Origin of the sequence: Plantibacter elymi (nom. nud.) (genome assembly GCF_900177795.1) — a bacterium.
In the GTDB taxonomy this organism is placed as follows: domain Bacteria; phylum Actinomycetota; class Actinomycetes; order Actinomycetales; family Microbacteriaceae; genus Plantibacter; species Plantibacter elymi.
The window spans coordinates 240,433-264,895 of sequence record NZ_FXWJ01000006.1; the positions used below are offsets into that span (position 1 = coordinate 240,433).

Genomic DNA, 24,463 nt, shown 5'->3' on the forward strand with positions numbered 1-24,463 from the left:
GACTCGGACGAGTCTGCGTCCCCCGTTCCGGCCCCACAAGAAGGCACTTCCATGTCACTCACGCACACCGCGGTAACCGCCGACCTCGAACCCTGCGGCAAGGAGGACCACCCGGACTGCGGCATCCGGGACGTGCTCGACCGCATCGGCGACACGTGGTCGGTCCTCGTCGTCGTCGAACTCGCGTCGGGCGACCGCCGGTTCCGCGAGCTCCAGCGGGCGATCGACGGGATCTCCCAACGCATGCTGACGCTGACCCTGCGCCGACTCGAACGCGACGGCCTCGTCGACCGGACCGTGTACCCGACGGTGCCCGCGCAGGTGTCCTACGCCCTCACCTCGTCCGGTGCGGGGCTCTCCCACCTGATCAAGACGCTCGCCGACTGGTCGCTCGAGCAACGGCCCGCGATCGCGGCGTCGCGTTCGGCGTACGACGCCGCCCACCCGGGGCACCGCATCCGGTGATCGCCGTCTGGCCTCGCATCGAGAGTGCTCGTTCTGCTGTGTGAAGCGCCCGGCAAGCGCAGAACGGGCACTCTCGATGGGCTGTCGCGCGACGCCTGCGCGGAGTAGCGTCGGCGCATGGAGCATCCGATCGTGCACGATCCCGACGACCCGTTCGTGGAACGCATCAGGCGGTTGTGCCTCGCCTATCCGGAGGCCGTCGAGACGTTCGGCCACGGACGCCCGCGGTTCAAGGCGGGCAAGCGCGTGTTCGTGACCGTCGGGTCGGAGATGCGCATCCCGCACAGCATCACCTTCACGCCGGCCGAGGAGGAGCGCGGCGTCTGGCTCGAGGACGCACGGTTCTGGTCGCCGAAGTACGACGGCCCGTCGGGCAAGCTCGCGTTCGACGCCGGACTCGACGGCGATGACGGCCGCACGCTCGACGACGTCGACTGGGCGCTCATCGCCGAACTGATCGACACCTCGTACCGGCAGGTCGCCCTCCAGCGTCAGCTCCGCGCGCTCGACGCACGCTGACCGGGCGCGTACCCGGCCGCGGCGGCATCTCGACGGGCTCGTGTCAGACTGACGGCCGGGGGAGCGTCATCGAGACGCATCGGAAGTGGGGAGCCATGAGCGACGGGGGCGCAGCCGGGACATCACCTGAGCGGGATGACGCCGAGGCGAGCGAGCTCGGAGCCGTCGTCGCGACCTCGACCGTGGCGACCTCGTCGGACCCCGAGGATGCGTCCAAGGATCCGCGGCATCCTGCCCGTCGATCGCCCCGGCTCGCGTTCCTGATCGCGTACCTCACCCGATCCCTCGACCTCGCCGTCTCGGCCGTCCTGATCGTCGCCGTCGCGGGCGTCATCACCACGCTCTTCAACATCGTCGGTACCGGCATGCGCGTCGATCAATCGACCGGGTCGTACGGCCCGGACGCGCCGATCGTGCTCGGCGGGCCATCGGCGGCGGAGCTCTGGTACCAGATGCTCGGCTCGCTCGGCGGGTGGATCCTCGTCGCCGTGGGCGTCATGCTCGTGATCGTCCAACCGATGATGGAGGTCATCCGTCGGGCGACCCCCTCGCGTGGGCTCGCCTACTTGGGTGGCCTCGCGGCGGTCGTGGTCGCCGGGATCGGCTTCGGTGTCCTCGTGATCTTCGGGCTACCACCAGTGGGTCTGATCGCAAGTGGGCTGGTGAGCAATCTCGGAGCAGGTCTCATGTACCTCGTCTTCGGACTCATCGCCTACGGCATCCCCGTGCTGATCGTCGCCGCGCTCATCATGCTCCTCACGTTCGTCATCGGCCGACGACGGGTGCGGGTCGTCACTGCGGTGCTCGCCGGTCTCATCGTCGTCGCCGTCATCGTGGCGTCCACCGGAGCGTTCCGCCCGCCGCCCGCGCAAGACGTGGCCGCAGCGCAACGCTCCGAAGCCGTAGACGGATTCACCCGCGCGCTCGCCGACATCGACGGGATCGCCGACATCGAGGTCGTCGGTCACGGCGCGACGGTGACGATGTCGCTCGATGCCGGCGTCGGGCAGGTGCTCGGCGCGGCCGACGCGGCGAAGCGAGCCGGAGAGGACCTCGAAGGCATCGCGATCGTCGTCATCCAGCGGGAGGCCGACCCGACTTCGCTTGCCCAGCAACAGGATCCACCACGGGGGCCGTGGCGGGTGCAGCTCGTGCCGAGCGATCAGAGCATCGACGAGATCGCCGACGAACTGCAGCGGCTGATGCTGACGGAACGGCTGCAGGTGTCGATCGCCGTCACGGAGGGTGCACCGCTCATCACCGTCTTCTCCATGGACGCTCTCCCCGCGGCGGTCCGGGAACTCCGCGGGATCTACCCGGGCGGCGCGCATTACCGTGTGCCGGAACGCTTCTCCATGGCGGACGACCCGGCCGAGCTGAGCGTGCCGATGGTCGACGCCATCCTCGCCGTCGTCGAGGCCTACCCCGGCGTCGAGATCGAGGTCAACGCCCAACCGAAGCTCTACGTGAACGACGTGACCCCGGAGGAGGCCGCAGCGATCGTCGCCATCCTGCAGGACCCGGCGCTCGCCGGAACGAGTCCGTCGGGGTACCCCGCCGACTACCAGATCCACACCTCCGGCCCCGAGGGGGACGTCTACCTGGAGGGCACCTTCGGTTGAGCCCCTGCCGGTAGCGTGAGGGGATGACCGCCGCTCAGCCCTCCCGCCTCCAGTTCGGTGCCTTCGTGATGAACACCGGCTCCCACATGCAGCACGGCCTCTGGCGCCACCCGGAGGCGAAGCAGCACACCTTCGACGACGTGAACCTGTGGGTCGACCTCGCGAAGACGCTCGAGCGGGGTCGGTTCGACACGATCTTCTTCGCCGACGTCGTCGGGGTCTACGGCGGTGCCGGGGCGTCCTTCGACGTGAACGCCCGCGAGGGCATGCAGCTGCCGAGCAACGACCCGTCGATGCTGCTGTCGGCGCTCGCGATCAGCACCGAGCACCTCGGCCTCGCGTTCACCTCGTCGATCCTGCAGGAGCACCCGTTCACCTTCGCCCGGAAGATCTCGACGATCGACCACGCGTCCGGTGGGCGGGTCGGCTGGAACATCGTCACGAGCTTCCTCGAGAACGCGGCGCGCAACTACGGGCTCGACCGCCTCGTCGAGCACGACGAGCGGTATGCGTGGGCAGAGGAGTACGTGGCGGTCGTCGGCAAGCTCTGGGAGGGGTCGTGGGACGACGGCGCGCTCCTCGCCGACAAGGCCAGCGGCGTCTTCGCCGACCCCACCAAGGTGCACCGGATCGACCACGTCGGCGAACGGTACCGCGTGGAAGGCCCGCACCTGTCCTCGCCGTCGCCACAGCGTTCACCGCTCCTGTTCCAGGCCGGGTCGTCCGGCGCGGGGAAGGCGTTCGCCGCCGACTACGCCGAGGTGCAGTTCATGATGGCGCCCAGCATCGAAGCCGCGCGGGCGTCCGCGGAGTCGACGCGCGCGCTCGTCGCCGAGACCGGCCGCGATCCACGCGACGTCAAGTTCTGGCAGGCGATGTCGTTCATCGTGGGCAGCACCGAGGAGGAGGCGAAGCGCATCGAGGCCGAGTACGACGAACTCCTGTCGGCCGACGCGTTCCTCGCACACTCGAACCTCGGCACCGACCAGGCGACCGGGAAGCCGATCGACCCGGACACCCCGCTGAAGGACGTCGAGACCCAGGGTGGCCACAGCATGCTCGAGGCATTGAAGGCCCTCTCGCCGGACCGGGAGCCGACCGTGCGCGACCTCGCGAAGCTCACCGCGAAGCTGCGTGGCCGCGTGGTCGGGACACCGGAGCAGATCGCCGACCACCTGGCCGAGTGGCGCGCGGCCGGGATCGACGGGATCAACGTCGCCAACTGGATGATCCCGCGCTCCTACGAGGTCTTCGTCGATGAGGTCATGCCGGTGCTGCAGGACCGCGGACTCGCCCAGCGCGAGTACGCGCCGGGCACGCTCCGCGAGAAGCTCTTCGGTGCGGAGCCCACCCTCCCGGAGACGCACCCGCTGCGCGCCTACCGGGGCGCCTTCGCCGGTCGCTGACCCACCAACCGCACAGCAGCAGGACATTCGCCCGAGAACCGGACGTTTCCCGTCGAAACGTCCTGCTCTCGGGCGGATGTCCTGCTGCTGTGCCGCGGGCTGCCGGCAGGTGGTCTCCGGTGTGACGTCCCGGTCCCGACCATCGAGTGACCTCCTCCGGTCCCTGAGCTTGTCGAAGGGCTCGTCCGGTGGGGCTGCCCTTCGACAAGCTCAGGGACCGGAGAGGCTGCGGTTCAGGGACCGCGTATGGCTCAGGGACCGGCTGTGTTCTGGGGTTGCATGCCGTCCGGCTCCTGCGGCCTCACCGCGCTACCCACGGCGGTCGGTGGCATGCGCCTGGGTCCCCAGGTATGGTGGCCCGCACGGAACCGAGGGAGGCTCAGATGACCACAGCTACCACGATCGCTGCTCCGCATAGGGGGCCGATGCCCGCTGGTGAGGCTCGACGCATCGTCGCCTCGGCGGCCATCTCGGTCTTCGGGTCGCTGCCCTCACTGGCGTCGACACACCTGCTCGACGCCCCGGCGCTCCTCGTCATCGGGCCCCTCGGGCTCATCATCGCCGCGGGTATCGTCGCCACGAGCGCGCGGCAGGCGCGCGTGCCGGCTGACTGGCTCGACGGTGGAGTCGTCGCCCTGCGGATCCTCGGCGCGGTCGCGCTCGTCGCCGGGGTGGTGATGTTCCTCGTCGGGCTCTTCACGTCCCCTGAGTGGGCTCTGGCGTACTGGCTGTTCGTGCCGGTGTCGGCGGGCATCGGTGTCTGGTTGTCCATGGCCGGAGCGTCACGGCTCCGACCGGACGTCGTGTCCTCTGCCGACGGGTCCGCTCGCTGACACGCGCCGCGGCGGGCTACTCCGGCTTGGCCGTGCCGACGGCCCAGACGAAGGGCGGCGGGGTGCCGTTGATGGACCAGTCGCCGACGATGCGCGTCTTGTAGATCACGGGGTTGTGCGACGCGACCGTGCGGGCGTTGCGCCAGTGGCGATCGAGCGCGCTCGTGCGGCTGACGGCCGAGGCGCCGAGCGTGTTGAAGAGCAGGGTCGCGGACCGCGGGACGAGCTCCGAGAGCACCACCTGCGCCTGGGCTGAACGGATCTCGGCCTCGATGTTCGCCTGCAGGTCGTCCGCGGAATCGCGGTCGCCGGCGGTCTCCGATGCCCGCTCGATCGCCGCGGCGACCCCGAGGACGGTCTGCTTCGCGACGAACGCGATCGACGAGATCTCGCCGACGACCGCCTGGATCTGCCCGTCGTCCTTCACGAGCGGCGCGAGACCGTGCGTGTAGACGCGGGTACGGGCGCGGATCTGCTCCCCGGCGTCGCGCTCGACCGCCGCCGCGATCCCCGCGTGCACGGCGATGAGCACGTGCTGGTAGAGCGCGGTCTGGTAGCGGAACCGATCGGTGAAGGGGTGCAGCTGGTCGGCGTCGACGACGGCGTCCTCGAAGACGATCGTCCCCGTGCCGGTGAGCTGCTGCCCGAAGCCGTCCCAGTCGTCGGCGATCGTCACGCCCAGCTGGTTCGTGCGCACGAGCACGGTGACCTCGGTGTCGGGTTGGCCCTCGACGACGAGGCGCGCGGTGGCGTCCGTCCAGTCGGCGTAGATGCTGCCCGTCGTGTAGAACTTGCGGCCGTTCACGACGTAGCGGCCGTCGCGCTCGGTGACGACCGTTCCGGAGACGCCGAGCGCGCCCGAGCCGACCTCGCTCCAGGCGTTGCCGACGATCTCACCGGCGACGAACCGCTCGAGCCAGGCGGTGCGACGGTCGCTGGGGGCCGCGACCAGCTGGTCCTCGACGAGGGCGATGTGGCCACGGAAGATCTGCGGGAGGTTCGAGTCCGCCGCCGCGAGCTCGATCAGGAGCTCGGTGAACTCCGGGAAGGTGAGTCCCGAACCGCCGAACTCGGCGGGGACCCGGAGTGCGCCGAAGCCGGCGGCAGCGAGCTTCCGCACCTCCTCGCGCGGGAGTCGGTGCTCGAGTTCGCGCTCCACGGCGCCGGCCCGGATTTCGGCGAACAGGGGCAGGAGCAGCTCGCGGGCGGCCGCGAAGCCGACCGGGCGGGCGGTGGTGGAGGTTGGTGCGGAGGTCATCGAGTTCCGTTCCGGAGGCGGCGGTGGGCTGGTTGTGCGGTGGGCCCTTCGACAGGCTCAGGGACCGGTGGATGTGCTCGGGGACCGGTGGTGGTGCTCGGCGACTGGGAGCCGCTTGGGTTCGGTCCCTGAGCCTGTCGAAGGGTGGTTCCTGCCTGTCGACGGGTGGTCCCTGAGCCTGTCGAAGGACGGGCGGCCTAGGTGTACAGCGAGATCGGCTGCAGCTCGCCGTTCAGGTGGTTCGCACCGACCTCGAGCTTCTTGTAGTCGACCGGGTCGTGGAGGGAGTGCGTGCGCACGTTCCGCCAGAACAGGTCGAGCCCCACGGAGGCCTTCGCCGAGCTGGAGCCGGTGACCTCGAAGATGCGGTTCGCGACCTCGATGCCGAGCTCCGTGGAGACGACCTTGAGCTTGGCGATCTCGATGGCGATGGCGCCGCGGTCCTCCGCGGTCACGTCCGCTCCCCGCTCGATGATGCGGTCGAAGCGGGCGTTCGTGCGGTCGGCGAGCGCCTCGACGGCGGCGATCGATGACACGAACTCGCCCACGACGCGCTGCACGAACGGGTCGTCGCGGTAGGTCTCGGCGTGGCTGAGGAACCAGGCGTTCTTCCGTGCCCGGACGAGCTCCGTGCCCTGCGCGAGCGCGCCCTCCGCGATGCCGAGGTAGAGGTTGCCGAACGCGAGCTGGATACCGGGCGTCACGAGGGAGGAGAACGGTTCGTCGCCGACCGTGCCGAGGATGTCCGCCTGCTCGACGAGGACGTCCTCGAACCGCACGGAACCCGACGCGGAGAGCCGCTGGCCGAGCGCGTCCCAGTCGCCGAGGTAGGCGATGCCCGCGCGGTCGTGGTCGAGGACGAACTGGAAGATCGTGCCGTCGTGGTCGCCACCGCGGACGACCGCGTTGACGAGGATGACGTCGCCGGCCGAGGCGCCCGTCGAGAACCGCTTGAGTCCGTTGAGGCGGAACGCGTCGCCGTCCTGGGTGAGCGAGAGGTCGGGGTCCGTCGGGTTCACGGAGTCGCCCCAGATCCATCGGCCCTCCACCGTCTTGCGGTGCCAGTCGGCCTGCGTGGCCGGGTCGGCGGTGAAGCCGATGTTGCCCGCGTTGATGTAGTGGTAGGCGAGCAGCTGGCCGATGGAGGCGTCGACGCGCGACAGGATGCGGACGACCCGGAAGGCGCTCTCCCAGTGCCCACCGCCGCCACCGAACTCGGCGGGGTCGAGCAGGTTGACGAGGCCCGATTCGCGGAGGAGGTCGAGCTCGGTGGTCGGGTCGAGGTTCGCGCGGTCGCGTTCGAGGACGTCGACCGCGAGCTTGGTGGCGACCTCGGAGGCGACGGCGTCCCAGTGCGCGAGCTCGGCGTCGTCGGCGGTGCCGGACCAGTGCGTACGCCCTTCGGGGACCGGCTTCTCGGTCACTGAGCCTGTCGAAGTGCTGATCGTGTCGATGCTCATGCTGAGGCTCCTTCTGGGGCGTAGGCGTTGGTGTCGTCGGTGTCGAAGAGGGAAGGGGCGGTGTCGTCGGCGGCGGACGGCTGCCCGACGTACGCGCCGCGGTAGCGGTGGGCCGGGTGCCACTCGGGTACGACGGGGGAGCCGGTTCCGTTCAGGCGGCCGCGGAGGGTCCCCTCCGGGTACTCGTCCCAGACCCGGCCACGGCGACGCAGCTCGGGCACGAGCAGGTCGACGACGGCCTCGAACGTGCCGGGCGTGATGACGTAGGCGAGGTTGAAGCCGTCGGTCCCGGCGACGTCGATCCAGCGCTCGATCTCGTCGGCGACCGTCGCGGCACTGCCGACGAACACGGGCCCGATGCCGCCGATGCCGATGTAGTGGGCGATGTCGCGCGGCGTCCACTCGCGTTCCGGGTCGGCGAGCGTGAAGATCGCGAGTGCCGAGCGGGCCGCGTCGGTGTCGACGTACTTGAGCGGCTTGTCGGGGTCGAAGGACGAGAGGTCGAGGCCCGACCAGCCGCCGTAGAGGGTGAGGGCGCCGTCGAGCGAGATGTACTGCTGGTACTCCTCGTACTTCGCCTGCGCCTCCTCGTCGGTGTCGGCGACGATCGCCGTGGCGAGGGTGAGGATCTTCACGCTGTCGCGCGGGCGTCCGAGGGCCTCGGCGCGGTCGCGGATGTCGTCGGTCGTCTTGCGCGTCAGCTCCGGGACGAGGCCGTTGATGAACACCGCCTCGCCGTGGGTGGCCGCGAACTGGCGACCGCGGGCCGAGGCGCCGGCCTGGAAGATGACGGGGGTGCGCTGCGGCGACGGTTCCGAGAGGTGGATGCCGGGGACCTGGAAGTGCTCGCCCCGGTGGTTGATGGGGTGCACCTTGGTGGGGTCGGTGTAGACGCCGTTCTCCCGGTCGATGACGACCGCATCGTCCTCCCAGGAGCCCTCCCACAGTTTGTAGGTGACGTCGAGGAACTCCTCGCCGATGCCGTACCGGTCGTCGTGCTTGATCTGGGTGGTGAGGCCGAGGTTGCGGGCGGCGGAGTCGAGGTAGGAGGTGACGACGTTCCAGCCGACCCGACCCTTCGTGAAGTGGTCGAGCGTCGAGAAGCGGCGGGCGAGGGCGTACGGCAGCTCGTAGGTGGACGCGACGGTGACGCCGAAGCCGAGGTGCTCGGTCGCCTTCGCCATGGCCGACACCTGGATGATCGGGTCGCCGACGGGCAGTTGCGCGGAGTCGATGAGCGCGGGCGCGGAGGAGTGGCGGTAGACGTCGTAGATGCCGACGACGTCCGCGATGAACAGGGCGTCGAAGGTGCCGCGCTCGAGGAGTCTGGCGAGGTCGATCCAGTAGTCGATGTCGTTGTAGCGGTGCGCCTGGTTGTCGGGGTGCTTCCACAGGCCGGGCGCCTGATGGGTCACGCAGCTCATGTCGAACGCGTTGAGGATGATGCGCTTGCTCACAGGGATACCACCGGGTCGTCTCGTCGAGGCTGGGTCCGACGGCGATCACGGCGCCGTCCAGCACGACGGTACTCGGGGGCTCGGGTGCTCGCGAGGGGCCCGAAACAGAGCGTCACATGGGCCGCTGGGCGTCCGTTCCTCACGGTTCCTTCCCAGAGTTACTTTACCTTACGTAAGGTACAGTAACTCGCATGAGACCCAGTGCGCGGAATGAGATCCTCGATGCGGCCGTCCGCGTCGTCGACGCCTCCGGAGAGGCCGACATCACCTACGAAGCGGTGGCACAGGAGGTCGGCCTGACGAAGGCCGGACTGCGCTATCACTTCCCCTCGCGGGACGCGATGATGATCGCGGTGATCGAGCACGTCGTCGCTCGCTGGCAGCGCGAGCTCGTCGAGGAGCTGGGGGCGCCGCTCGAGACGTCGACGCTCGAGGAGCGGGTGCGGGCCTTCGTCGCCTTCGCGGGGGAGGGCGGGGCGAGCCAGGGCGAGTTCGTCGTCTTCGCCGAGGCGGTCAGGCGTCCCGAACTCGCCGCTCCCTGGCTCGAGTACCTCCGCACCTGGTTCGGGTTCGGTGAGGACACCGATTCGACCTCCCTCCTGCTCGTCTGGTTGGCGGCGAACGGCCTCTGGATCGCCGAGGCGACCGGCATCCTCGACGTCGGCCGCGACCAGCGCGCCGACCTCGTCTCGCGACTCCTGGCCCTCGCTGGAGGTGAAGCTCGATGAAGAAGTGGCTGATCCTCTCCGCCGCCATCCTGCTGGAGGTCACGGCGACCCTCTCGCTCCGTGGCGCCATCGAGAACCCCTGGTGGTCGATCCTCGCGGTGGCCGGATACGCGGGCGCGTTCGTCGCGCTGTCGCTCCTGCTCCGCATGGGGGTGCCGATCGGGGTGGTCTACGGCATCTGGGCGGCCGCTGGCGTCGCGCTCACCGCGGTGCTCGCGTCGCTCGTGTTCGGCGAGCAGTTCACCTTCACGATCGGGCTCGGCATCGCGATCGTGATCGCCGGCGTCGTGCTCGTGGAGACGGGCCACGCCCCGGAATCGCCGACGCCCGCCGCGACGAACGAGGAGGTCGGCGCATGACCTGGTTGCTTCTGGCCGGTGCCATCGTCACCGAGGTCGCCGCGACGCTCTCCCTGCGCGCCTCGGAAGGCCTGCGGAAGAAGCGATGGATCGCTCCCGTCGCCGTGTTCTACGTGACCGCCTTCGGGCTGCTGACCATCGCACTCGCGAACGGGATGCCCGTCGGGATCGCCTACGGGATCTGGGCCGCCTGCGGGGTCGCGCTCACGGCCATCGGAGCGCGCGTGCTGTTCAAGGAGAAGCTGACGCCGAAGATGATCGTCGGCATCGCCCTCATCGCGGTCGGTGTCCTCGTCATCGAGCTCGGTTCCCAGGCGCACTGACCCGCGCAGGTCGTCGCCCCACACTCACTCTCCGCCCGAAAGGAAACGCGTGTTCACCATCGCTCCCGCTTCGCCCGCCGACCTCGAGGAGGCCGCGGCCGTGCTCGCGACCGCCTTCCGACAGGACACGGTCACCTCGACGCTCGTCTCCGGTTCCGATCGTGAGCGCCGGCTCGCCCTCCTCTTCGAGGCGATGCTGCGCTCGGGTGCGGCATCGAGTGGCCGCGTCGACCTCGCTCGCCGCGACACCGACGGGGTCGTCCTCGGGGTTGCCGTCTGGGAGACGCCGGACGCCCGCCACTCCGTGCTCGACCAGGTGCGGCAGCTGCCGAGGTTCGCCCGTGCGTTGGGGCTGCGCGGCCTTCCCCGAGCCGTGCGCCTGCAGCGGACTCTCGCGCTGCACCGTCCGGTCGAACCGCACTGGTACCTCGCACAGATCGGCGTCGGCGACGGCGCTCGCGGGGCCGGTGTCGGGGGTGCGCTCCTCGAGTCGCGTCTGCGCGCCATCGACGCAGACGGCCTCCCCGTGTACCTGGAGTCGTCGAACGAGCGCAACCGCGCACTGTATCGGCGAAGCGGATTCCGGAGTGTCGCCTCGATCACGGGGATCCCGGGCGTGACGCCGGCTGCGATGTGGCGGGAGGTCGCACGGTCCGCTCCTGCGTCGACCGTCTCGGCGTCGACGGACAGGCGTGGATCGGTGGCCGTTGACGCTGGACTCCCGTCGCCGACCTGACGGGGTGGGGACCGGTACCCATTGAACGGCTGTCGGGTCTGCGGCATCCTCGTCCTGAGTGTTACCGCTCGTGACCGACAGCCTTGGGGGGCTCCTGTGGACAGCAACGTGCTCGCAATCATCGCCATTCTCGTCCTGCTCGCCATCGTCGGGCTGGGGGTGTTGAAGGGACTCGGCCGGCGGAAGATCCGGGAGGCCGGCGAGAGCAAGCAGGCCAGGATCCCCGCGACCCTGCAGGAGTTCGGCCGCTCCGTCATCCTCGGGACCGACACCGCCGGTGCCGTCGCCCTCATCGAGGGCCTGCCGAAGAGCCGGTTGAAGTCCCTGCGCCCGGGCGTCTGGGGCCTCAACCAGATCTCGAAGGAGGACGCGGTGATCGAGGTGTGGCCCGCGGGTTCCGGCGCTGAGGTGCTGGTCACCTCGCTGGAGGAGAACTTCGGGTTCCCGCAGGGGCTCGACGGCTGGCAGCGTTTCACCGGTCAGCTGGAGGCCGCCGCGACGGCGCAGGGTGTCACCGTCCAGCGTGGCGCGCGGGCCTTCCAGTACCAGCCCGCACCCGCGAACTCCCTCGACCGCGCGCACTGGGTGCTCGCGAAGGTCGTCGCTCGCTGAGTCACCTCTCCCGAATCGCGGCGGCGCTCACTCACCCCTCTGGACGAGCTGCGGAGGCGCCAGCACCGTCGTGGCCGCGACCGATACCATCGGGCAATGTCCATCGCGAGGTTCGACACCGTCCTGATCAATGGCAGCGTGGGCACCGGCAAGACCTCCGCTGCCGAGGCAGTCGGTGAGGCGTTGCAGCGATGCGGCGTTTCAGGCGCGGTCATCGACGTCGACTGGTTGAGCCGGTTCTGGCCTGCATCCGAGGACGATCCGTTCCGGACCGCTCTCGCTCTCGAGAATCTGCAGGCGATCACCGCGAACTTCCGGCGCGCCGGCGCAGCGGTCGTCGTCGTCGCCACGGTGATGGAGACGATCGACCAGCTGCAACGCACCACCGTCGCCCTCGGCTCCCCGAGGTCGCTGCACGTCCGCCTGACCCTGGATCCGGACGTCGCGCGCTCGAGGTTGGCCGGACGCCACGGTGACGACGCGGCAGCGCTCAGCTGGCACACGCGGCGTCACCCCGAACTGGCGGGCATTCTTGAGCGGGCCGCATTCACCGACGACATGCGCATCGACACGACTCATAAACGGCCCAGGGAGGCCGCTCGAGAGATCCTCTCGGCAATCGTCGCCGGTCCCTGAGCTTGTCGAAGGGCTGGGAGCCCTCGTCTGGTCCCTGAGCCTCCCTCCGGTCCCTGAGCCTCCCTCCGGTCCCTGAGCCTGTCGAAGGGTCCGCCGACCGCCCGCTCGCCTACAGGTTCCCGAGGTACGCCAGGCGCTCGCCGCCGAGCTCGATCGCGAGTGCCCGCTGCCGCTTGATTCGCCGCCAGCGCACGATGAACAGCACCGTCCCGACAGCCGTGAGCACGAGGCTGACGCCGAGCATGATCGGCCCGGTCGCGCCGAGCTCCTCCGGGTCGACGGACAGGAGGGCGCCCGCGAGGATGCCGACGCCGCCGAGGCAGGTGCCGGCGTAGGCTCCGGCGGCGAACAAGCGCGACGCGGGGATCGGGCCGAGGAAGTGCTGCAGGAGCACGGGCGGGAGTCCGCGGCGGCGTTGTTCCGGGCCTCGTCGGTCGAGCCACTCGAGCGAGAACCGCTGGGCGATGCGGATCTCGCGTGCCCGGGCGATGCCACCGACGATCCACGCGACGAACGCCAGTAGCGCGGATCCGACCACGGCGACCGCGACGAGCGCGTTCGCGTCGGACGGCAGGAGGCGGTCGATGACCCCTTCCGCGATGGCCGCCCCGAAGATCGCGAGCAGGCCGATGCCGGCGAGCCCGATGAGGATCCGGTCGCAGACCTTCCGGAGGGTGTGTGCGCCGACCGTCTCCGGAATCGGTTGCAGGTGGACGACGTCGTCGTCGTCCGCGAGCCAGGACCGCACCCGAGCCTGGTCCTGTGGCGGAATCCACGACGGCAACTCGCGTCCGTCGCCCGGGTCGCCGCGCTCTGCATCCCGATTGCCGAGCGCCCCATTCCGGTCACCGAGCTTGTCGAGGTGCACTCGGTCGACGATCTGCTCGGCGGCCAGCCGGGCCGGGTCGTCCGGTCGACGGAACCGGTCATCGTCCGTGTCGTCGTCGACCGCCGTCGCCTCGTCCTCGTCCGCGACGACCGACCCGTACTGCGGTGCAGGCGGCACGAGGGGAGTGGGGTTCGGAGCGTCGGGCGCCGCTGGAGCCACGTCCTGGTGCGCGCGCACGATCTCCTCCACCGTGCCCTGTGCGGCCCGCATCGCTTCGTCCCGGATGCTTCGGCCGAGCGGCCCCGCGGCCTGGATCACCGCTTCGAGCAGCTTCACGTCGCCGGTGGATTCCGCCACGGTGATGCAGTCGCCGATGAACCCGCGTCGACCGATCGTGACGTCAGAGCCCTTCCCGGCGAGTGAACGCGAGATGCGTTCCCGGCCGACGTCGAGCGGATCCTGGCCGGTGTCGTCGGGGATGCCGCTGCCGGCGATGAGCGCGACGAGTGGCACGAGGTCGGACGTGGGGAGGCTCCGGAGCCACCCGCCGTTCATGATGATGCGGGCGCGTGCGCCGGTGTCGGTTGTGAGTCGCAGACTGAGGGCCGGCGTGGTCGCGGCGGGATTGCGGGTGAGGAGCTCGCCGCTCACGATCGAGCGCATCGGGATCGTCTCGCCGCCGAGGAGCGCGGTGCCGCGGATGGTGTCGACCCCGACCGGGCGGAAGGCGGTCCGGAGATAGGACAGGCAGATGCCGGCGGTGAGGAGGAAGCAGAACGGAATGGTGATGATCGGGGCGAGCGTGACGTCGAAGACGGAATCGATGATGCTCCCGAGGCCCCACCCGACGATCGTGGCGAGGATGCCCGACAGGATGACGATGAGGACGAGGTTCGCCCGGACGGGAGGGCGGCCGATCATGGTGAATCCGTCGTTCGTCGGTCCTGGTGCTGCGCTCACGTCGTCCTCTCGGCAGGTGGTCGCATCGACTGTTCCATGTCGGCGCCCGTCGTGTCGATGGGGAGCCCTCCCATGGTCCCCGAGCGGCCGGCCCCCGACATCCGTCCCCGGTCCCTGAGCTTGTCGAAGCGTCGCCCCTTCCCGGTCCCTGAGCCTGTCGAAGGGCGGCACCCCTTCCCGGTCCCTGAGCTTGTCGAAGGGCGTCACCTTCCCCGGCCCCGAACCCCTCGCAGCACGATTCGCGTCTTCGGCTTCCGTGTTGTAGGCTCTACTTCGGCCTGCCGAGCCGAAGTTCTCTTCTCTCAGCAAGCAATGCGCCCGTAGCTCAACGGATAGAGCATCTGACTACGGATCAGAAGGTTGGGGGTTCGAATCCCTTCGGGCGCACGTTCTGAAAAGCGGTCCACCTCGGTGGGCCGCTTTTTTCGTCCAGCCTGACAGCAGGATATCGGCGCGAGAACCGGATGGAATCGCGGGAAATGTCCGGTTCTCGGGCGTTTGTCCTGTTCTCGTGCGGCGGCCACGCGCCGCTACGCCCGGCAGCTGTCCAGCGTGCCCGTGAGCGCCTGGCGGTCGGCGTCGTCGACTGTGAGGTCGTACGCCATCAGCACGAGCACGAACCTGGCCGCGTACTCGCAGTGGGAGGCGGCCGCCGGCGGCATCCAATCGCCGGGGCCCGAGTCGGACTTCGACGAGTTCGTCGCGCCGTCGACGGCCTGCAGGTTGATCGGGTCGTTCGCGAACTGCTCCCGCTGCTGCTCCGTCCACGTGTTCCCGCCGTGACGCCAACCCCACGCGAGCGGCACGACGTGGTCGATCTGCACGAGCTGACTCGACCGCTCACCGCGCTGGAAGTCGATCGTCGACCCCGTGTAGAGGTCGTGCAGCACTCCGGTGAGGACGACGCAGTCGCGGGTCCCCGGCTTGAAGGTGACGTCGACGAGGTCGCGCGCCAGCACATCGTTGCGGGTGTCGCAGCCGTTGCGGTCGATGTCGGCCCAACGCTGACCGAACCGGTCCCGGTCGTAACCGGTGGCGACCCGGGTGGCGGTGTCGACGTCGGCCAGCGCGTCTTCGACTGCGGTGGCCGAGACGACCAACTGCCCGGACGCGTCAACGACAGCGAAGCCGGCGGCCTCGAGCGATGCCCGTACGCTCGGGCTGACCGCCGCGGGCGTCGGTGCGAGCGATGTCGGCGCTGGTGACCCCGGCTCGCCGAACACGATCCCGCCGTCGAACTGCGTTGCGACGAGCACCACGACGGCTGCAAGGAGCGCGACGAGCAACGCCAAGGGAGTCTTCTTCATGCTGGGTGCTCTCCTCGGGGTCTGCTCCACCAGCGTAGAGGCGGGCGCCGACACGAGGTCGCCGCACGTCAGCCCCGGTAGACGTCGCTCCGATGGCCGAGCGTGATGACGACCACGAGGAGCACACCGTCATCGATCGTGTACACGATCCGATACCTGCCAACCCTGACTCGGAAGCCGGGGCGCCCCTGCAACGCCGTGGCGCTCGGCGGGCGTGGGTTCTCCCCGAGCAGAGCGATCGCGGCCCGGATGCGTCGCTGGTCCTGATGGTCGATCCTGCGGAGCGCCTTGATCGCGGCCGGCCGCAGCTCGATGTCGTATCGACTCATTCCCAGCCGAGGTCGGCCTTCGCCTGCGCCCACGGGATGCTGTCGCCCTCCTCGGCCATCGCCGCGTCGAAGGCACGGGCGTCCTCGGCGTCTTCGAGCGCCTCCATCATCCGGTCGTACTGTTCGGGACTGATGATGACGGCCTCTGCGCGCCCGCGACGCTCCACGAACACTGCTTCGGTGTGGGATCGCGCGATGAGCTCGGAGAACTTCGCGCGAGCTTCGGTGACGTTGATCCGGGACATGTCGCAAGTGTACGTTTTGGGCCTCCGTCTGTACATGTGGGGGATGACCGTGGCATCGGCCGGCGGTCTCAGGGAAGCCTAGAGAAGGTGTGCGGACGACCGAGGGCGTTCTCCACAGGGGGCCCTTCGACAGGCTCAGGGACCGGTGGAGGTGTTCTCGGGGACGGAGGTGCTCAGCGACAGGGGACTCGGGGACCGCGGCCCTTCGACAAGCTCAGGGACCGGGGGACTGCCGCTCGCGGCAGGGGCGGGATAGGGTCGAGCAGACACAGGGTGCCCCACAACGGGCGCCCGCGATCAAGGAGGATCACGTGTCAGGTAACAGAGCTGTCGCCTACAAAGCAGCGGGTGTCGTCGAGGTCATCGACATCGACTACCCCACCTTCGAACTCAAGGACGGACCGGGGGTGAACCCGGCCAACGTCGGCCGGAAAGTCCCCCACGGCGCCATCCTCAAGACCGTCGCGACCAACATCTGCGGCTCCGACCAGCACATGGTCCGCGGCCGCACCACGGCACCGCCGAACCTCGTCCTCGGACACGAGATCACCGGAGAAGTCGTCGAGGTCGGACCGGATGTCGAGTTCATCAAGGTCGGCGACATCGTCTCGGTGCCCTTCAACATCGCCTGCGGTCGCTGTCGCAACTGCAAGGAGCGCAAGACCGGCATCTGCCTCAACGTGAACCCCGACCGCCCGGGCAGTGCCTACGGCTACGTCGACATGGGCGGCTGGGTCGGCGGTCAGGCCGAGTACGTGCTCGTGCCCTACGCGGACTGGAACCTCCTGAAGTTCCCGGACCGCGACCAGGCGCTCGAGAAGATCATGGACCTCACGATGCTCTCCGACATCTTCCCGACCGGCTTCCACGGTGCGGTGACGGCGGGTGTCGGCGTTGGATCGACCGTCTACGTGGCGGGCGCGGGACCAGTCGGACTCGCCGCAGCGACCGGGGCCATGCTCCTCGGTGCCGCTGCGGTCATCGTCGGCGACATGAACGCCGACCGGCTGGCGCAGGCGCGGAGCTTCGGTTGCGAGACCGTCGACCTCACCAAGGGCGAGCCGGCGGAGCAGATCGAACAGATCCTCGGTGTCCCGGAGGTCGACTGCGCGGTCGACGCCGTCGGCTTCGAGGCTCGCGGTCACGGCGGCGACGCGGGTCACGAAGCCCCGGCGACCGTGCTCAACTCGCTCATGGACATCACCGCGGCCGGCGGTGCGCTCGGCATCCCCGGGCTCTACGTGACGGGTGACCCGGGCGGCATCGACGAGGCCGCGAAGAAGGGTGCGCTCTCGCTGAGCCTTGGTACCGGCTGGGCGAAGTCGCTGTCGTTCACCACCGGTCAGTGCCCGGTCATGAAGTACAACCACGGCCTCATGATGGCGATCCTGCACGACAAGGTGCACATCGCGAAGAACGTCAATGCCACCGCGATCACCCTCGAGGACGCCCCGCGCGGGTACGCCGAGTTCGATGCGGGGGCTGCGCAGAAGTTCGTCCTCAACCCGAACGGGTATCTCGACGCCGCGTAGGCGGCACGGAGACATCACCGAGAGCGCCCGTTGCGTCGTCTGCAGAGCATCAGGACGACGGAACGGGCGCTTTCGGCTGCCCTTCGACAGGCTCAGGGACCGAGAACAGCCAGCTCAGGGACCGGGTGCCGGGGACGGATTCACGTCGTCACCGGGAGGTCTCGACTACTGAGTTTTCACCGAAACGCGTGCTGCGGGGCATCCGGTACGGCGTTGTCTGACGAACTGCTGAGTGAACCGTGAGATTCCCTCCTCTCGGTCCGTCTCTCCAATGACGCGGGAAACCGACGGGGCCCTGGGGCCCGTCCCGCGACGAAGAGACCCCCACTCGCACAAGGACGACCATGCAACACTCCTTCCTCGCATCCGAACCAGATCCGGAGAGCGACTCCGACACCGGCCCGCTGCTCGGCAGCACGAGCAGCTTGGTGTCGACGGTTCCGATCCGCAAGGTCACGGTCAGCGGCGACGACCCGGCGGTCGCCCGGCAGAACTACGAGCGCGCCTACGACGGCAGCCGCTTCACCGTCACCCGCGGCACCGAGCCGTTCTCGTTCCAGTGGGTGTCGATCGGCGACGACCGCGTCTCCCTCCGCACCGCGACGATGACCGGGCACGTCACCGGCGAGACCCCCGGCCTCACCGATTACGTGGTCTCGTGGGTCCAGACCGGCGGCGGCTGGATCGTGCGTCGCGACGGCCAACGGATGGAGATCCCGCGCTCGCCGTTCGTCCTCCCGTTCCACAGGCCGTACACGGTGCACCTCACCCCGCACCGGCAGAACTCCGTGCTGTTCTCCGCACCGTACCTCGAGGACATCGCGACCGAGATCCACGCCGGCCCGAGTCAGCAGGTGTCCTTCGACCTCGAGGCGACACCGACAGCTGAGGCGATCGAGCGCTGGCGTGTGGCGTTGAACGCCTCCACCCCGGTGCTCACCGACGAGTCGGCGCCTCCGCTGCTCCGCATGAACGCCCAGCGACCGCTCGCCCTCGCGCTGCTGCAGCTCGCACCGTGGGCGGTGGTCGACCTGCCGGAGCCGCTCCGCGAGCCCTCGATGGCGCGCACGCGCCTCGCGGTCGAGTACCTGCACCACCACGCGGCGGAGCCCATCACGCCCGCCGACGCGGCGAAAGCGGCCGGGCTGCACACGAGGACGCTGCAGCTCCACTGCCGTCGCGAGCTCGGCATGTCGCCCACCGCCTACCTGCGCGACATCCGACTCGACCGCACCCGACGCGAGCTCGCCGACAGGTCACCGCAGGAGACCACGGTCGGTGAGGTTGCGAAGCGGTGGGGGTTCGTCCACCTCGGACGTTTCGCCTCCGCCTATCGGGCCCGGTTCGGCGAGGGCCCGAGCCAGACCCTCCGCGGTTGATCGACGAATCGCGAATATCCAGAAAATGAGTGCTTCGCGATGAAAACGAGATCGACCGTGAGGTTCGAGCGTGACAAGCAGTCTCATAGATGTCGCCCGGAACACGGGCACCGCGACCGGACACCCGGAACGTGAAACCGCAGTACCAGCCACCGAAGGAGCAACACCATGTCGAACACCACCGACACCGCGAACCACGCCGCCACCACCTCCACGGGCAAGAACGTCATCGCCGATGGCGTCGTCCAGAAGGTCGCCGGCATCGCAGCCCGCGAGGTCCCCGGCGTGCACGACCTCGGCGGCGGAGCAGCTCGCGCCATCGGCGCCATCCGCAACGCCATCAACGCTCAGGACCGCGGTCAGGGCGTCTCGGTCGAGGTCGGCGAGAAGCAGGTCGCCGCTGACATCGTGATCGTCGCCGAGTACCCCGTCGACCTCCAGCGCGTCGCGGACGACGTCCGTCGCAGCGTCACCGACGCGATCTCGAACGTCGTCGGCATGGACGTCACCGAGGTCAACGTCACCGTCTCCGACGTCCACATCCCGTCGGACGACGACAACGACGCTGACGAGAGCCGCGTCCAGTGACCACGACCGATCGCGGCATCCTCGTCGGTGCCGTCCTGGCACTGGCGGCCGTCGCATTCGGGTTCTGGAGCATGATCCTCGTCGCGCTGTTCATGCTGATCGGATTCGGCATCGGACGCGTGCTCGAGGGCAAGCTCGACCTGCGCGGTGTCGCCGACGCGCTCCGCGGGCGGCGGTCGTCGTGACCGCGGCGGTGACGGCCGAACAGGCCGTGCATGGTCGCAACACGATCAGCTCCCGCGCCGTGCGTCGCGTCGTGTCTGCCGTCACCGCGGAGGAACTCGGTGTGCGGGCGTCGGAGGTCTCGGTCGAGCTCTCCGACGCCCAGGGGGCCCTCACGGTCACCGCGAGCACGCCCATCCACGTGTCGCCGCTCGGCGCCGGATCCCGGACCTCGGGAACCGTCCTCGAACGCCTGGCACGCGCACAGACCAGCATCCGTGAACGGTGCCTGGACCTGACCGGGTCGACGATCGGACGCGTCGACCTCCACATCACGGGCGCGAAGCTCGAAGAACGAAGGAGGGTGTTGTGAGCACCCCAGCCCTGTACCGCCGCGCGGTGCGTCGCGAGACCCACTCGCCGCGGTCGACGCTCGCGATCACGATCGCGATCATCCTCGCGCTCGTGCTCGCCTGGCTCGGCACCGAATCGGTCCTGGCCGCGATCGGGCAGCCGGCGCTCCTCGTCGCACCGAAGGACATCGTCACCGCGGTGCTGACCGCGGCGACCGCTCCGGCCCCGCTGCTCGTCACCATCGGCGCGGTCGCGGCGATCATCGGCCTCGTGCTGATCATCCTGTCGCTTGCCCCCGCCCGCCAAGGGCGTCGCGGGTCGATCGCCGACCGCACCGCGGCCGTCGTGGACGACCGCGTGATCGCGCAGTCGCTCGCCCGCGTCGCCTCGTACGCCGGTGACATCGACCCCTCGCAGGTGAGTGTCAGCGTCGGCGCCAGGAGCGCCCGCGTCGACGTCACGCCGACGAGCGGCCGACGCGTCGACCAGCGCGAGATTCAGCAGGCCGTGGACGCGGAGGTCGCGTCCTACGACTACCGGCCGGCGCTCCGCGCCAAGGTCCGCGTGAGCAGCAAGGGAACGGTGGCCTGATGAACTCCACGAATCGATTCCTCAACCGGTTCTTCATCTTCGTCGTGGGACTCGTCGTCCTCGCGGCTGGCGCGGCCTTGTCCGTGGGCGCGCTCCTGCCGGACGTGCAGCGCACGATCAGCGAGAACGCCGAGCGGGCCGTCGGACCGACGAACGACACCATCGACGCCCAGCCGTGGATCCTGTGGGTCGCGGCGGTCGTCGCCCTGCTGCTCATCCTCGTCATCCTCTGGTTCGTGTTCCGGCAGGGCCGCGGCCACACCGGCACGCTGCTGCAGGTCGACGAGCAGCGGACGAAGGACACCCCGACCGGTGGTCGCGTCGTGCTCGACGTGAAGGTCGCCGAGCAGGTCCTCGAGGAGGCGATCGGGCGCAACCCCGACGTGGTCGCCGTCGACGTCACCGGCTTCCGGATCCGCAAGCAGTCCACGCTGCGCCTCACCGCACACGCTCGTCGCGGCGCCTCGCCCGTCCAGCTGCGGCGCGACATCGAGGCGGCCATCCACGAGTGGGACGGCGTCCTCGGGACGTCCACCCCGGTGGTCATCCAGATCGTCAGCGGACTGCGCACGCGGCTCGCCAGCACGAACCGGGTCGTCTGACCCGACACCCCGCGGTGCCGCCGCGGCACCCGAACCCACAGCAGTAGGACCGATGCACCGCCGACGCGGTGCGAGGAGGATCGCATGAGCGACGACACGAAGCACCCGGACCAGCAGCACATCCCCACCCCGGCCGAGGTCCGGGCGGAGCACCCGACGGTGCTCGTGCCCGCGCATCCCGATGACGAGGTCCGTCGCATCGAGTCGCACGACGGCGAGCACGCGGGTGGGACTGCGCCCGCTCCTGTGGTCGCGCCGGCGAACGGGGCTGTCGCTGGTCCGGAGGCCGCTGAACCGGCCGTGGCCGACTCGGTCTCCGCCGAGACGCCGGCGGTGTCGGTGTCGGAGCCGGTGGCTTCGCCGGAACCCGAGGACGCACCGGTGGTCGAGCTCGACTCCGGCCGACGGCGTGAGCAGGAGGCCGACGAACTCGCCCAGGTCATCGCCACGACGGCCGAGACGGTCCCCGGCGTGCACGCCCTCGGTTCCCCGACGGCCCGTGCCATCGACAGCGCCCGCACCCGCCTCCTCGGCCGCACCGCTGTCCCCGGCGTCAACGTGCTGGCCGACGACGACGTGCTGAACGTCGAGGTCTCACTGGTTGCCGAGTACCCGGCCAGCATCGACGAGGTCGCGGACACCGTCCGGGCCGACGTCGCGGCCGTGCTGGAGGCACGCCACCCGGGACCGGTCGACATCGACATCACGGTCACCGACATCCACGGGCCGTTCGATCCGATCGAGCCCGATCCGGGCGAGGCGATCGACGACGCGAAGGTCGCCGTCGGCGACGCGACCGCCGCCGCGGGAGCCGCTCTCGGAGACGCGACCGACGCCGCCGGCGAAGCCTTGGACAACGTCAAGGCTGCTGCATCGGACGCGGTGGACTCGGCGCGAGCCGGAGCGGCCGACCTGGCCGACGCCGCTGGTGACGCGGTCGAGCAGCGGACCGGCCGGTCCGAGGGCGACGACGGCCGGTCGCTGGAGGACGACCAGCCGGGCGCGGCCGCCGACGCAGACGGCGAGCTCGTGGCCGACGGCGACGTCGGCGGCGAACCGATCGATGCGGTGGTGTCGGATTCCTCCGACGATGTGTCGGAGGAACTCGCCGAGGCCGCCCGCCAGCTGGCCACCGCGGCCGACTCGCTCGCGACCGTCGCCGACGAGGTGACGCACGCCGCCGACTCGGACCTCGCTGGCGCTGAGCCCGTCGGGGCGGCTGACGCAGGCCCGACTGCCGACCTGGCTTCGGATGCCGAGCAGAACGGCGGCGCCGCAGAGACCGTCGACGGAGCCCCGAGCGCGCTCGATTCCGCCGACGAGGACACACACGACCAGCCTGCCCCGAAGGTCGCTGACGTCGACGAGGTGGCGGACGCTCCCGCCGAGGCCACGGCCGTCCAAGCTACTGCGCCGACGAAGGAGCAGTGACATGCCGCTCTTCAGCCGGACCACGTCGTACGGCTCCCGTCCGCGTCCGCGTGCCGTGTGGGCCGCTGCGATCACGGGAGTCGTCCTCCTCGTCCTGATCGTCGTCGGGGTGCTGATCCCGATCCTCGGGCTCATCGGTGCGGCCGACGGCGCGACGGTCGGTGCGCTCAGGGTCCCCGTCGGCGGCATCGTGGTCGCGCTGCTCATCGGGTACGTGCTCGCGCTGCTGTTCCTGCTCGGATGCGTCCGCAGTCGCAACGGCGCACTCTCCTGGGTGCTCGCCGTCGCCGCGGTGATCTCGGCGCTCCTCGTGTCGCTGTGGCCGCTGCTGGCGGTCGCCTTCGCGGGCGTCGACCAGGCGTCGGACGTGGTGCCGTTCATCCAGGACCTCATCCGCCGGGTCACGGGCGGCTGAGCGCAGGAGATCCGCGCGGCAGCAGGAGGTTCTCCCTCAGGATCTCCTGCTGCCGCGCGGATCTCCTGCGCTCAGCTCAAGCGGCGACTGAGGTGCACGTCGACGGTGTCGCCGATGTCCTTGCCGAGACGCTTCCGCAGCTTCGCGCTGATGGACAGCATGTGACCACCGGAGCCGGTCGGCATGAGCCCGACGTTCGGGAGCTCGACACCGTCGACGGTCGCATCGACCCGGACGGACTTGCCGGTCCCGAAGAACTCGGCCGAGCCGGGCATCTCGACGCAGGACCAGACGTCGCCCTTCACGTCGACGCCGATCGGCGCGGTGAAGCGGTGATCGAGCTCGGTCGGTTCGATGGCCATCAGTGGCGCCCCTCGTCGGTCGTGGTCGGCGGGGCCATTGTCGCGGCTGCGGCCGACCCGTGGCAAGGGCGGGACCAGGGACCGCCCTTCGACAGGCTCAGGGACCAACACCACCCGCCGGTCCCTGAGCTCGTCGAAGGGCCAGCCCCCGCCGCGCGAACCTCAGTTCTGGGGGAAGCCGAGGTTGATGCCGCCGTGGGAGGGGTCGAGCCAGCGGGAGGTGATGGCCTTCTGCTGGGTGAAGAAGCGGACGCCCTCGGCGCCGTGGGCCTTGGTGTCGCCGAAGAGGGAGTCCTTCCACCCGCCGAAGGAGAACGTCGCGACCGGGACGGGGATGGGCACGTTGATGCCGATCATGCCGACCTGGATCTCGTTCTGGAACCGCCGTGCCGCACCGCCGTCGTTGGTGAAGATCGCTGTCCCGTTCCCGAACGCACCGCCGTTGATCAGCGCGACGCCTTCTTCGTAGGACTGCACGCGGACGACGGCGAGGACGGGTCCGAAGATCTCCTCCGTGTACACCTTCGACGTCGTCGGGACGTTGTCGATCAGGGTCGGGCCGAGCCAGAACCCGTTCGGGTCGCCGTCGATGGGCGTGTTGCGGCCGTCGACGACGATCGTCGCGCCGTCGGCTTCGGCGATGTCGAGGTAGGAGGCGACCTTGTCGCGGTGCACCTTCGTCACGAGCGGTCCCATGTCGCAGTTCCGGCGGCCGTCACCGATCCGCAGGGTCGCTGCGCGTTCGGCGATCTTCCCGATGAGCTCGTCCGCGACGGGCTCGACCGCGACGACGACCGAGATCGCCATGCACCGTTCCCCGGCGGAGCCGAAGCCGGCGTTGATGGCGGAGTCGGCGACGAGGTCGAGATCGGCGTCGGGCAGCACGAGCATGTGGTTCTTCGCCCCGCCGAGCGCCTGCACGCGCTTGCCGTGCGCGGTGCCGGTCTCGTACACGTACTTCGC

Annotated in this window: 29 protein-coding genes and 1 tRNA gene; 21 read left to right on the forward strand and 9 right to left on the reverse strand. The window is 69.7% G+C overall.

Annotated elements, in window-relative coordinates; all coding sequences use genetic code 11:
- Positions 1 to 51 precede the first annotated feature (51 nt).
- From CCK91_RS18745 to CCK91_RS18765, 5 genes are all read left to right on the forward strand, one after another.
- Positions 52 to 465 (forward strand): winged helix-turn-helix transcriptional regulator, encoded by a 414-nt coding sequence (locus CCK91_RS18745; protein ID WP_086475320.1) that lies wholly within the window; start codon positions 52 to 54, stop codon positions 463 to 465.
- Positions 466 to 582: 117 nt separating this feature from the next.
- Entirely contained in the window at positions 583 to 984 is a 402-nt protein-coding gene (locus tag CCK91_RS18750) for an MmcQ/YjbR family DNA-binding protein (protein ID WP_086475321.1), read from the forward strand.
- 95 nt (positions 985 to 1,079) lie between these two features.
- Positions 1,080 to 2,606 (forward strand): hypothetical protein, encoded by a 1,527-nt coding sequence (locus CCK91_RS18755; RefSeq protein WP_086475322.1) that lies wholly within the window; start codon positions 1,080 to 1,082, stop codon positions 2,604 to 2,606.
- Between the two features lie 23 nt (positions 2,607 to 2,629).
- Entirely contained in the window at positions 2,630 to 4,012 is a 1,383-nt protein-coding gene (locus tag CCK91_RS18760) for an LLM class flavin-dependent oxidoreductase (protein ID WP_086475323.1), read from the forward strand.
- A 425-nt stretch (positions 4,013 to 4,437) separates the two neighbouring features.
- Positions 4,438 to 4,845, forward strand: coding sequence for a hypothetical protein (locus CCK91_RS18765; protein WP_086475324.1), 408 nt, complete (start codon positions 4,438 to 4,440; stop codon positions 4,843 to 4,845).
- A 16-nt stretch (positions 4,846 to 4,861) separates the two neighbouring features.
- On the opposite strand, the gene CCK91_RS18770 is transcribed toward CCK91_RS18765, so the two are convergent.
- The 3 genes from CCK91_RS18770 to CCK91_RS18780 all read right to left on the reverse strand — a co-directional run bounded on the left by CCK91_RS18770 (position 4,862) and on the right by CCK91_RS18780 (position 9,020).
- The gene (locus CCK91_RS18770) at positions 4,862 to 6,103 is read right to left on the reverse strand and encodes an acyl-CoA dehydrogenase family protein (RefSeq protein ID WP_086475325.1); all 1,242 of its coding nucleotides are present in this window, start codon (positions 6,101 to 6,103) and stop codon (positions 4,862 to 4,864) included.
- A gap of 197 nt (positions 6,104 to 6,300) precedes the next feature.
- A complete protein-coding gene (locus CCK91_RS18775) occupies positions 6,301 to 7,563 on the reverse strand; it encodes an acyl-CoA dehydrogenase family protein (RefSeq protein WP_086475326.1) in 1,263 nt (420 codons plus the stop codon).
- Positions 7,560 to 9,020 (reverse strand): LLM class flavin-dependent oxidoreductase, encoded by a 1,461-nt coding sequence (locus CCK91_RS18780; RefSeq protein ID WP_086475327.1) that lies wholly within the window; start codon positions 9,018 to 9,020, stop codon positions 7,560 to 7,562. The genes CCK91_RS18775 and CCK91_RS18780 overlap by 4 nt, the downstream gene beginning before the upstream one ends.
- A 191-nt stretch (positions 9,021 to 9,211) precedes the next feature.
- Here CCK91_RS18780 and CCK91_RS18785 point away from each other — a divergent pair, with 191 nt between their 5' ends.
- The 6 genes from CCK91_RS18785 (at position 9,212) to CCK91_RS18810 (ending at position 12,414) form a co-directional block, all read left to right on the forward strand.
- On the forward strand, positions 9,212 to 9,748 hold the full coding sequence (locus CCK91_RS18785) for a TetR/AcrR family transcriptional regulator (protein ID WP_086475328.1): 537 nt from the start codon (positions 9,212 to 9,214) through the stop codon (positions 9,746 to 9,748).
- The gene (locus CCK91_RS18790; RefSeq protein WP_086475329.1) at positions 9,745 to 10,107 is read left to right on the forward strand and encodes a DMT family transporter; all 363 of its coding nucleotides are present in this window, start codon (positions 9,745 to 9,747) and stop codon (positions 10,105 to 10,107) included. Before CCK91_RS18785 ends, CCK91_RS18790 begins: the two co-directional genes overlap by 4 nt.
- Entirely contained in the window at positions 10,104 to 10,430 is a 327-nt protein-coding gene (locus CCK91_RS18795; protein ID WP_086475330.1) for a DMT family transporter, read from the forward strand. Before CCK91_RS18790 ends, CCK91_RS18795 begins: the two co-directional genes overlap by 4 nt.
- A gap of 49 nt (positions 10,431 to 10,479) precedes the next feature.
- On the forward strand, positions 10,480 to 11,166 hold the full coding sequence (locus CCK91_RS18800; RefSeq protein WP_086475331.1) for a GNAT family N-acetyltransferase: 687 nt from the start codon (positions 10,480 to 10,482) through the stop codon (positions 11,164 to 11,166).
- Between the two features lie 108 nt (positions 11,167 to 11,274).
- Positions 11,275 to 11,778 (forward strand): hypothetical protein, encoded by a 504-nt coding sequence (locus CCK91_RS18805; protein WP_133060050.1) that lies wholly within the window; start codon positions 11,275 to 11,277, stop codon positions 11,776 to 11,778.
- A 96-nt stretch (positions 11,779 to 11,874) separates the two neighbouring features.
- The gene (locus CCK91_RS18810; RefSeq protein WP_086475333.1) at positions 11,875 to 12,414 is read left to right on the forward strand and encodes an AAA family ATPase; all 540 of its coding nucleotides are present in this window, start codon (positions 11,875 to 11,877) and stop codon (positions 12,412 to 12,414) included.
- A 109-nt stretch (positions 12,415 to 12,523) separates the two neighbouring features.
- On the opposite strand, the gene CCK91_RS18815 is transcribed toward CCK91_RS18810, so the two are convergent.
- Positions 12,524 to 14,203, reverse strand: a complete 1,680-nt coding sequence (locus CCK91_RS18815) for a hypothetical protein (RefSeq protein WP_086475334.1) — start codon at positions 14,201 to 14,203, stop codon at positions 12,524 to 12,526.
- A 314-nt stretch (positions 14,204 to 14,517) separates the two neighbouring features.
- Between CCK91_RS18815 and CCK91_RS18820 the strand changes: the two genes are divergently transcribed.
- Positions 14,518 to 14,590, forward strand: a tRNA-Arg gene (locus CCK91_RS18820).
- 143 nt (positions 14,591 to 14,733) lie between these two features.
- Here CCK91_RS18820 and CCK91_RS18825 read toward each other — a convergent pair.
- From CCK91_RS18825 to CCK91_RS18835, 3 genes are all read right to left on the reverse strand, one after another.
- Positions 14,734 to 15,510, reverse strand: a complete 777-nt coding sequence (locus CCK91_RS18825; RefSeq protein ID WP_086475335.1) for an HNH endonuclease family protein — start codon at positions 15,508 to 15,510, stop codon at positions 14,734 to 14,736.
- A gap of 68 nt (positions 15,511 to 15,578) precedes the next feature.
- Entirely contained in the window at positions 15,579 to 15,839 is a 261-nt protein-coding gene (locus CCK91_RS18830; protein WP_085513761.1) for a type II toxin-antitoxin system RelE family toxin, read from the reverse strand.
- The gene (locus CCK91_RS18835; RefSeq protein ID WP_064296825.1) at positions 15,836 to 16,084 is read right to left on the reverse strand and encodes a type II toxin-antitoxin system Phd/YefM family antitoxin; all 249 of its coding nucleotides are present in this window, start codon (positions 16,082 to 16,084) and stop codon (positions 15,836 to 15,838) included. Before CCK91_RS18835 ends, CCK91_RS18830 begins: the two co-directional genes overlap by 4 nt.
- Positions 16,085 to 16,395: 311 nt before the next feature.
- On the opposite strand from CCK91_RS18835, the gene fdhA reads away from it, so the two are divergent.
- The 9 genes from fdhA (at position 16,396) to CCK91_RS18880 (ending at position 23,138) form a co-directional block, all read left to right on the forward strand.
- Positions 16,396 to 17,616, forward strand: a complete 1,221-nt coding sequence (gene fdhA / locus CCK91_RS18840) for a formaldehyde dehydrogenase, glutathione-independent (RefSeq protein ID WP_079706515.1) — start codon at positions 16,396 to 16,398, stop codon at positions 17,614 to 17,616.
- A gap of 344 nt (positions 17,617 to 17,960) precedes the next feature.
- A complete protein-coding gene (locus CCK91_RS18845; RefSeq protein WP_086475336.1) occupies positions 17,961 to 18,995 on the forward strand; it encodes an AraC family transcriptional regulator in 1,035 nt (344 codons plus the stop codon).
- 168 nt (positions 18,996 to 19,163) lie between these two features.
- Entirely contained in the window at positions 19,164 to 19,583 is a 420-nt protein-coding gene (locus CCK91_RS18850; protein ID WP_079706516.1) for an Asp23/Gls24 family envelope stress response protein, read from the forward strand.
- Entirely contained in the window at positions 19,580 to 19,768 is a 189-nt protein-coding gene (locus CCK91_RS18855; protein WP_064296821.1) for a DUF2273 domain-containing protein, read from the forward strand. The genes CCK91_RS18850 and CCK91_RS18855 overlap by 4 nt, the downstream gene beginning before the upstream one ends.
- On the forward strand, positions 19,765 to 20,118 hold the full coding sequence (locus CCK91_RS18860; RefSeq protein WP_064296820.1) for a hypothetical protein: 354 nt from the start codon (positions 19,765 to 19,767) through the stop codon (positions 20,116 to 20,118). The genes CCK91_RS18855 and CCK91_RS18860 overlap by 4 nt, the downstream gene beginning before the upstream one ends.
- Positions 20,115 to 20,690 carry a DUF6286 domain-containing protein gene (locus CCK91_RS18865; protein WP_086475337.1) on the forward strand — a complete coding sequence of 192 codons (576 nt, stop codon included), beginning with the start codon at positions 20,115 to 20,117 and terminating at the stop codon, positions 20,688 to 20,690. Before CCK91_RS18860 ends, CCK91_RS18865 begins: the two co-directional genes overlap by 4 nt.
- Complete coding sequence (locus CCK91_RS18870; protein WP_086475338.1) at positions 20,690 to 21,292, forward strand: hypothetical protein; 603 nt, start codon at positions 20,690 to 20,692, stop codon at positions 21,290 to 21,292. Before CCK91_RS18865 ends, CCK91_RS18870 begins: the two co-directional genes overlap by 1 nt.
- Before the next feature lie 84 nt (positions 21,293 to 21,376).
- Complete coding sequence (locus CCK91_RS18875; RefSeq protein WP_086475339.1) at positions 21,377 to 22,723, forward strand: Asp23/Gls24 family envelope stress response protein; 1,347 nt, start codon at positions 21,377 to 21,379, stop codon at positions 22,721 to 22,723.
- 1 nt (position 22,724) lies between these two features.
- The gene (locus CCK91_RS18880) at positions 22,725 to 23,138 is read left to right on the forward strand and encodes a hypothetical protein (protein ID WP_086475340.1); all 414 of its coding nucleotides are present in this window, start codon (positions 22,725 to 22,727) and stop codon (positions 23,136 to 23,138) included.
- Positions 23,139 to 23,209: 71 nt separating this feature from the next.
- Here CCK91_RS18880 and CCK91_RS18885 read toward each other — a convergent pair whose 3' ends face one another.
- Together CCK91_RS18885 and CCK91_RS18890 are read right to left on the reverse strand one after the other, a co-directional pair.
- Complete coding sequence (locus CCK91_RS18885) at positions 23,210 to 23,500, reverse strand: DUF1905 domain-containing protein (protein ID WP_086475341.1); 291 nt, start codon at positions 23,498 to 23,500, stop codon at positions 23,210 to 23,212.
- Between the two features lie 162 nt (positions 23,501 to 23,662).
- Positions 23,663 to 24,463: aldehyde dehydrogenase family protein (locus tag CCK91_RS18890; RefSeq protein ID WP_119863577.1), on the reverse strand; the 801-nt coding region annotated here is incomplete at its 5' end.

Bases quoted from the DNA above. Each gene is read 5' to 3' on its own strand.
- CCK91_RS18745 (WP_086475320.1), top strand. From the start codon at position 52: ATGTCACTCACGCACACCGCGGTAACCGCCGACCTCGAACCCTGCGGC.
- CCK91_RS18750 (WP_086475321.1), top strand. From the start codon at position 583: ATGGAGCATCCGATCGTGCACGATCCCGACGACCCGTTCGTGGAACGC.
- CCK91_RS18755 (WP_086475322.1), top strand. From the start codon at position 1,080: ATGAGCGACGGGGGCGCAGCCGGGACATCACCTGAGCGGGATGACGCC.
- CCK91_RS18760 (WP_086475323.1), top strand. From the start codon at position 2,630: ATGACCGCCGCTCAGCCCTCCCGCCTCCAGTTCGGTGCCTTCGTGATG.
- CCK91_RS18765 (WP_086475324.1), top strand. From the start codon at position 4,438: ATGCCCGCTGGTGAGGCTCGACGCATCGTCGCCTCGGCGGCCATCTCG.
- CCK91_RS18770 (WP_086475325.1), bottom strand. From the start codon at position 6,103: ATGACCTCCGCACCAACCTCCACCACCGCCCGCCCGGTCGGCTTCGCG.
- CCK91_RS18775 (WP_086475326.1), bottom strand. From the start codon at position 7,563: ATGAGCATCGACACGATCAGCACTTCGACAGGCTCAGTGACCGAGAAG.
- CCK91_RS18785 (WP_086475328.1), top strand. From the start codon at position 9,212: ATGAGACCCAGTGCGCGGAATGAGATCCTCGATGCGGCCGTCCGCGTC.
- CCK91_RS18790 (WP_086475329.1), top strand. From the start codon at position 9,745: ATGAAGAAGTGGCTGATCCTCTCCGCCGCCATCCTGCTGGAGGTCACG.
- CCK91_RS18795 (WP_086475330.1), top strand. From the start codon at position 10,104: ATGACCTGGTTGCTTCTGGCCGGTGCCATCGTCACCGAGGTCGCCGCG.
- CCK91_RS18810 (WP_086475333.1), top strand. From the start codon at position 11,875: ATGTCCATCGCGAGGTTCGACACCGTCCTGATCAATGGCAGCGTGGGC.
- CCK91_RS18825 (WP_086475335.1), bottom strand. From the start codon at position 15,510: ATGAAGAAGACTCCCTTGGCGTTGCTCGTCGCGCTCCTTGCAGCCGTC.
- CCK91_RS18830 (WP_085513761.1), bottom strand. From the start codon at position 15,839: ATGAGTCGATACGACATCGAGCTGCGGCCGGCCGCGATCAAGGCGCTC.
- CCK91_RS18835 (WP_064296825.1), bottom strand. From the start codon at position 16,084: ATGTCCCGGATCAACGTCACCGAAGCTCGCGCGAAGTTCTCCGAGCTC.
- CCK91_RS18845 (WP_086475336.1), top strand. From the start codon at position 17,961: ATGCAACACTCCTTCCTCGCATCCGAACCAGATCCGGAGAGCGACTCC.
- CCK91_RS18850 (WP_079706516.1), top strand. From the start codon at position 19,164: ATGTCGAACACCACCGACACCGCGAACCACGCCGCCACCACCTCCACG.
- CCK91_RS18870 (WP_086475338.1), top strand. From the start codon at position 20,690: ATGAACTCCACGAATCGATTCCTCAACCGGTTCTTCATCTTCGTCGTG.
- CCK91_RS18875 (WP_086475339.1), top strand. From the start codon at position 21,377: ATGAGCGACGACACGAAGCACCCGGACCAGCAGCACATCCCCACCCCG.
- CCK91_RS18880 (WP_086475340.1), top strand. From the start codon at position 22,725: ATGCCGCTCTTCAGCCGGACCACGTCGTACGGCTCCCGTCCGCGTCCG.
- CCK91_RS18885 (WP_086475341.1), bottom strand. From the start codon at position 23,500: ATGGCCATCGAACCGACCGAGCTCGATCACCGCTTCACCGCGCCGATC.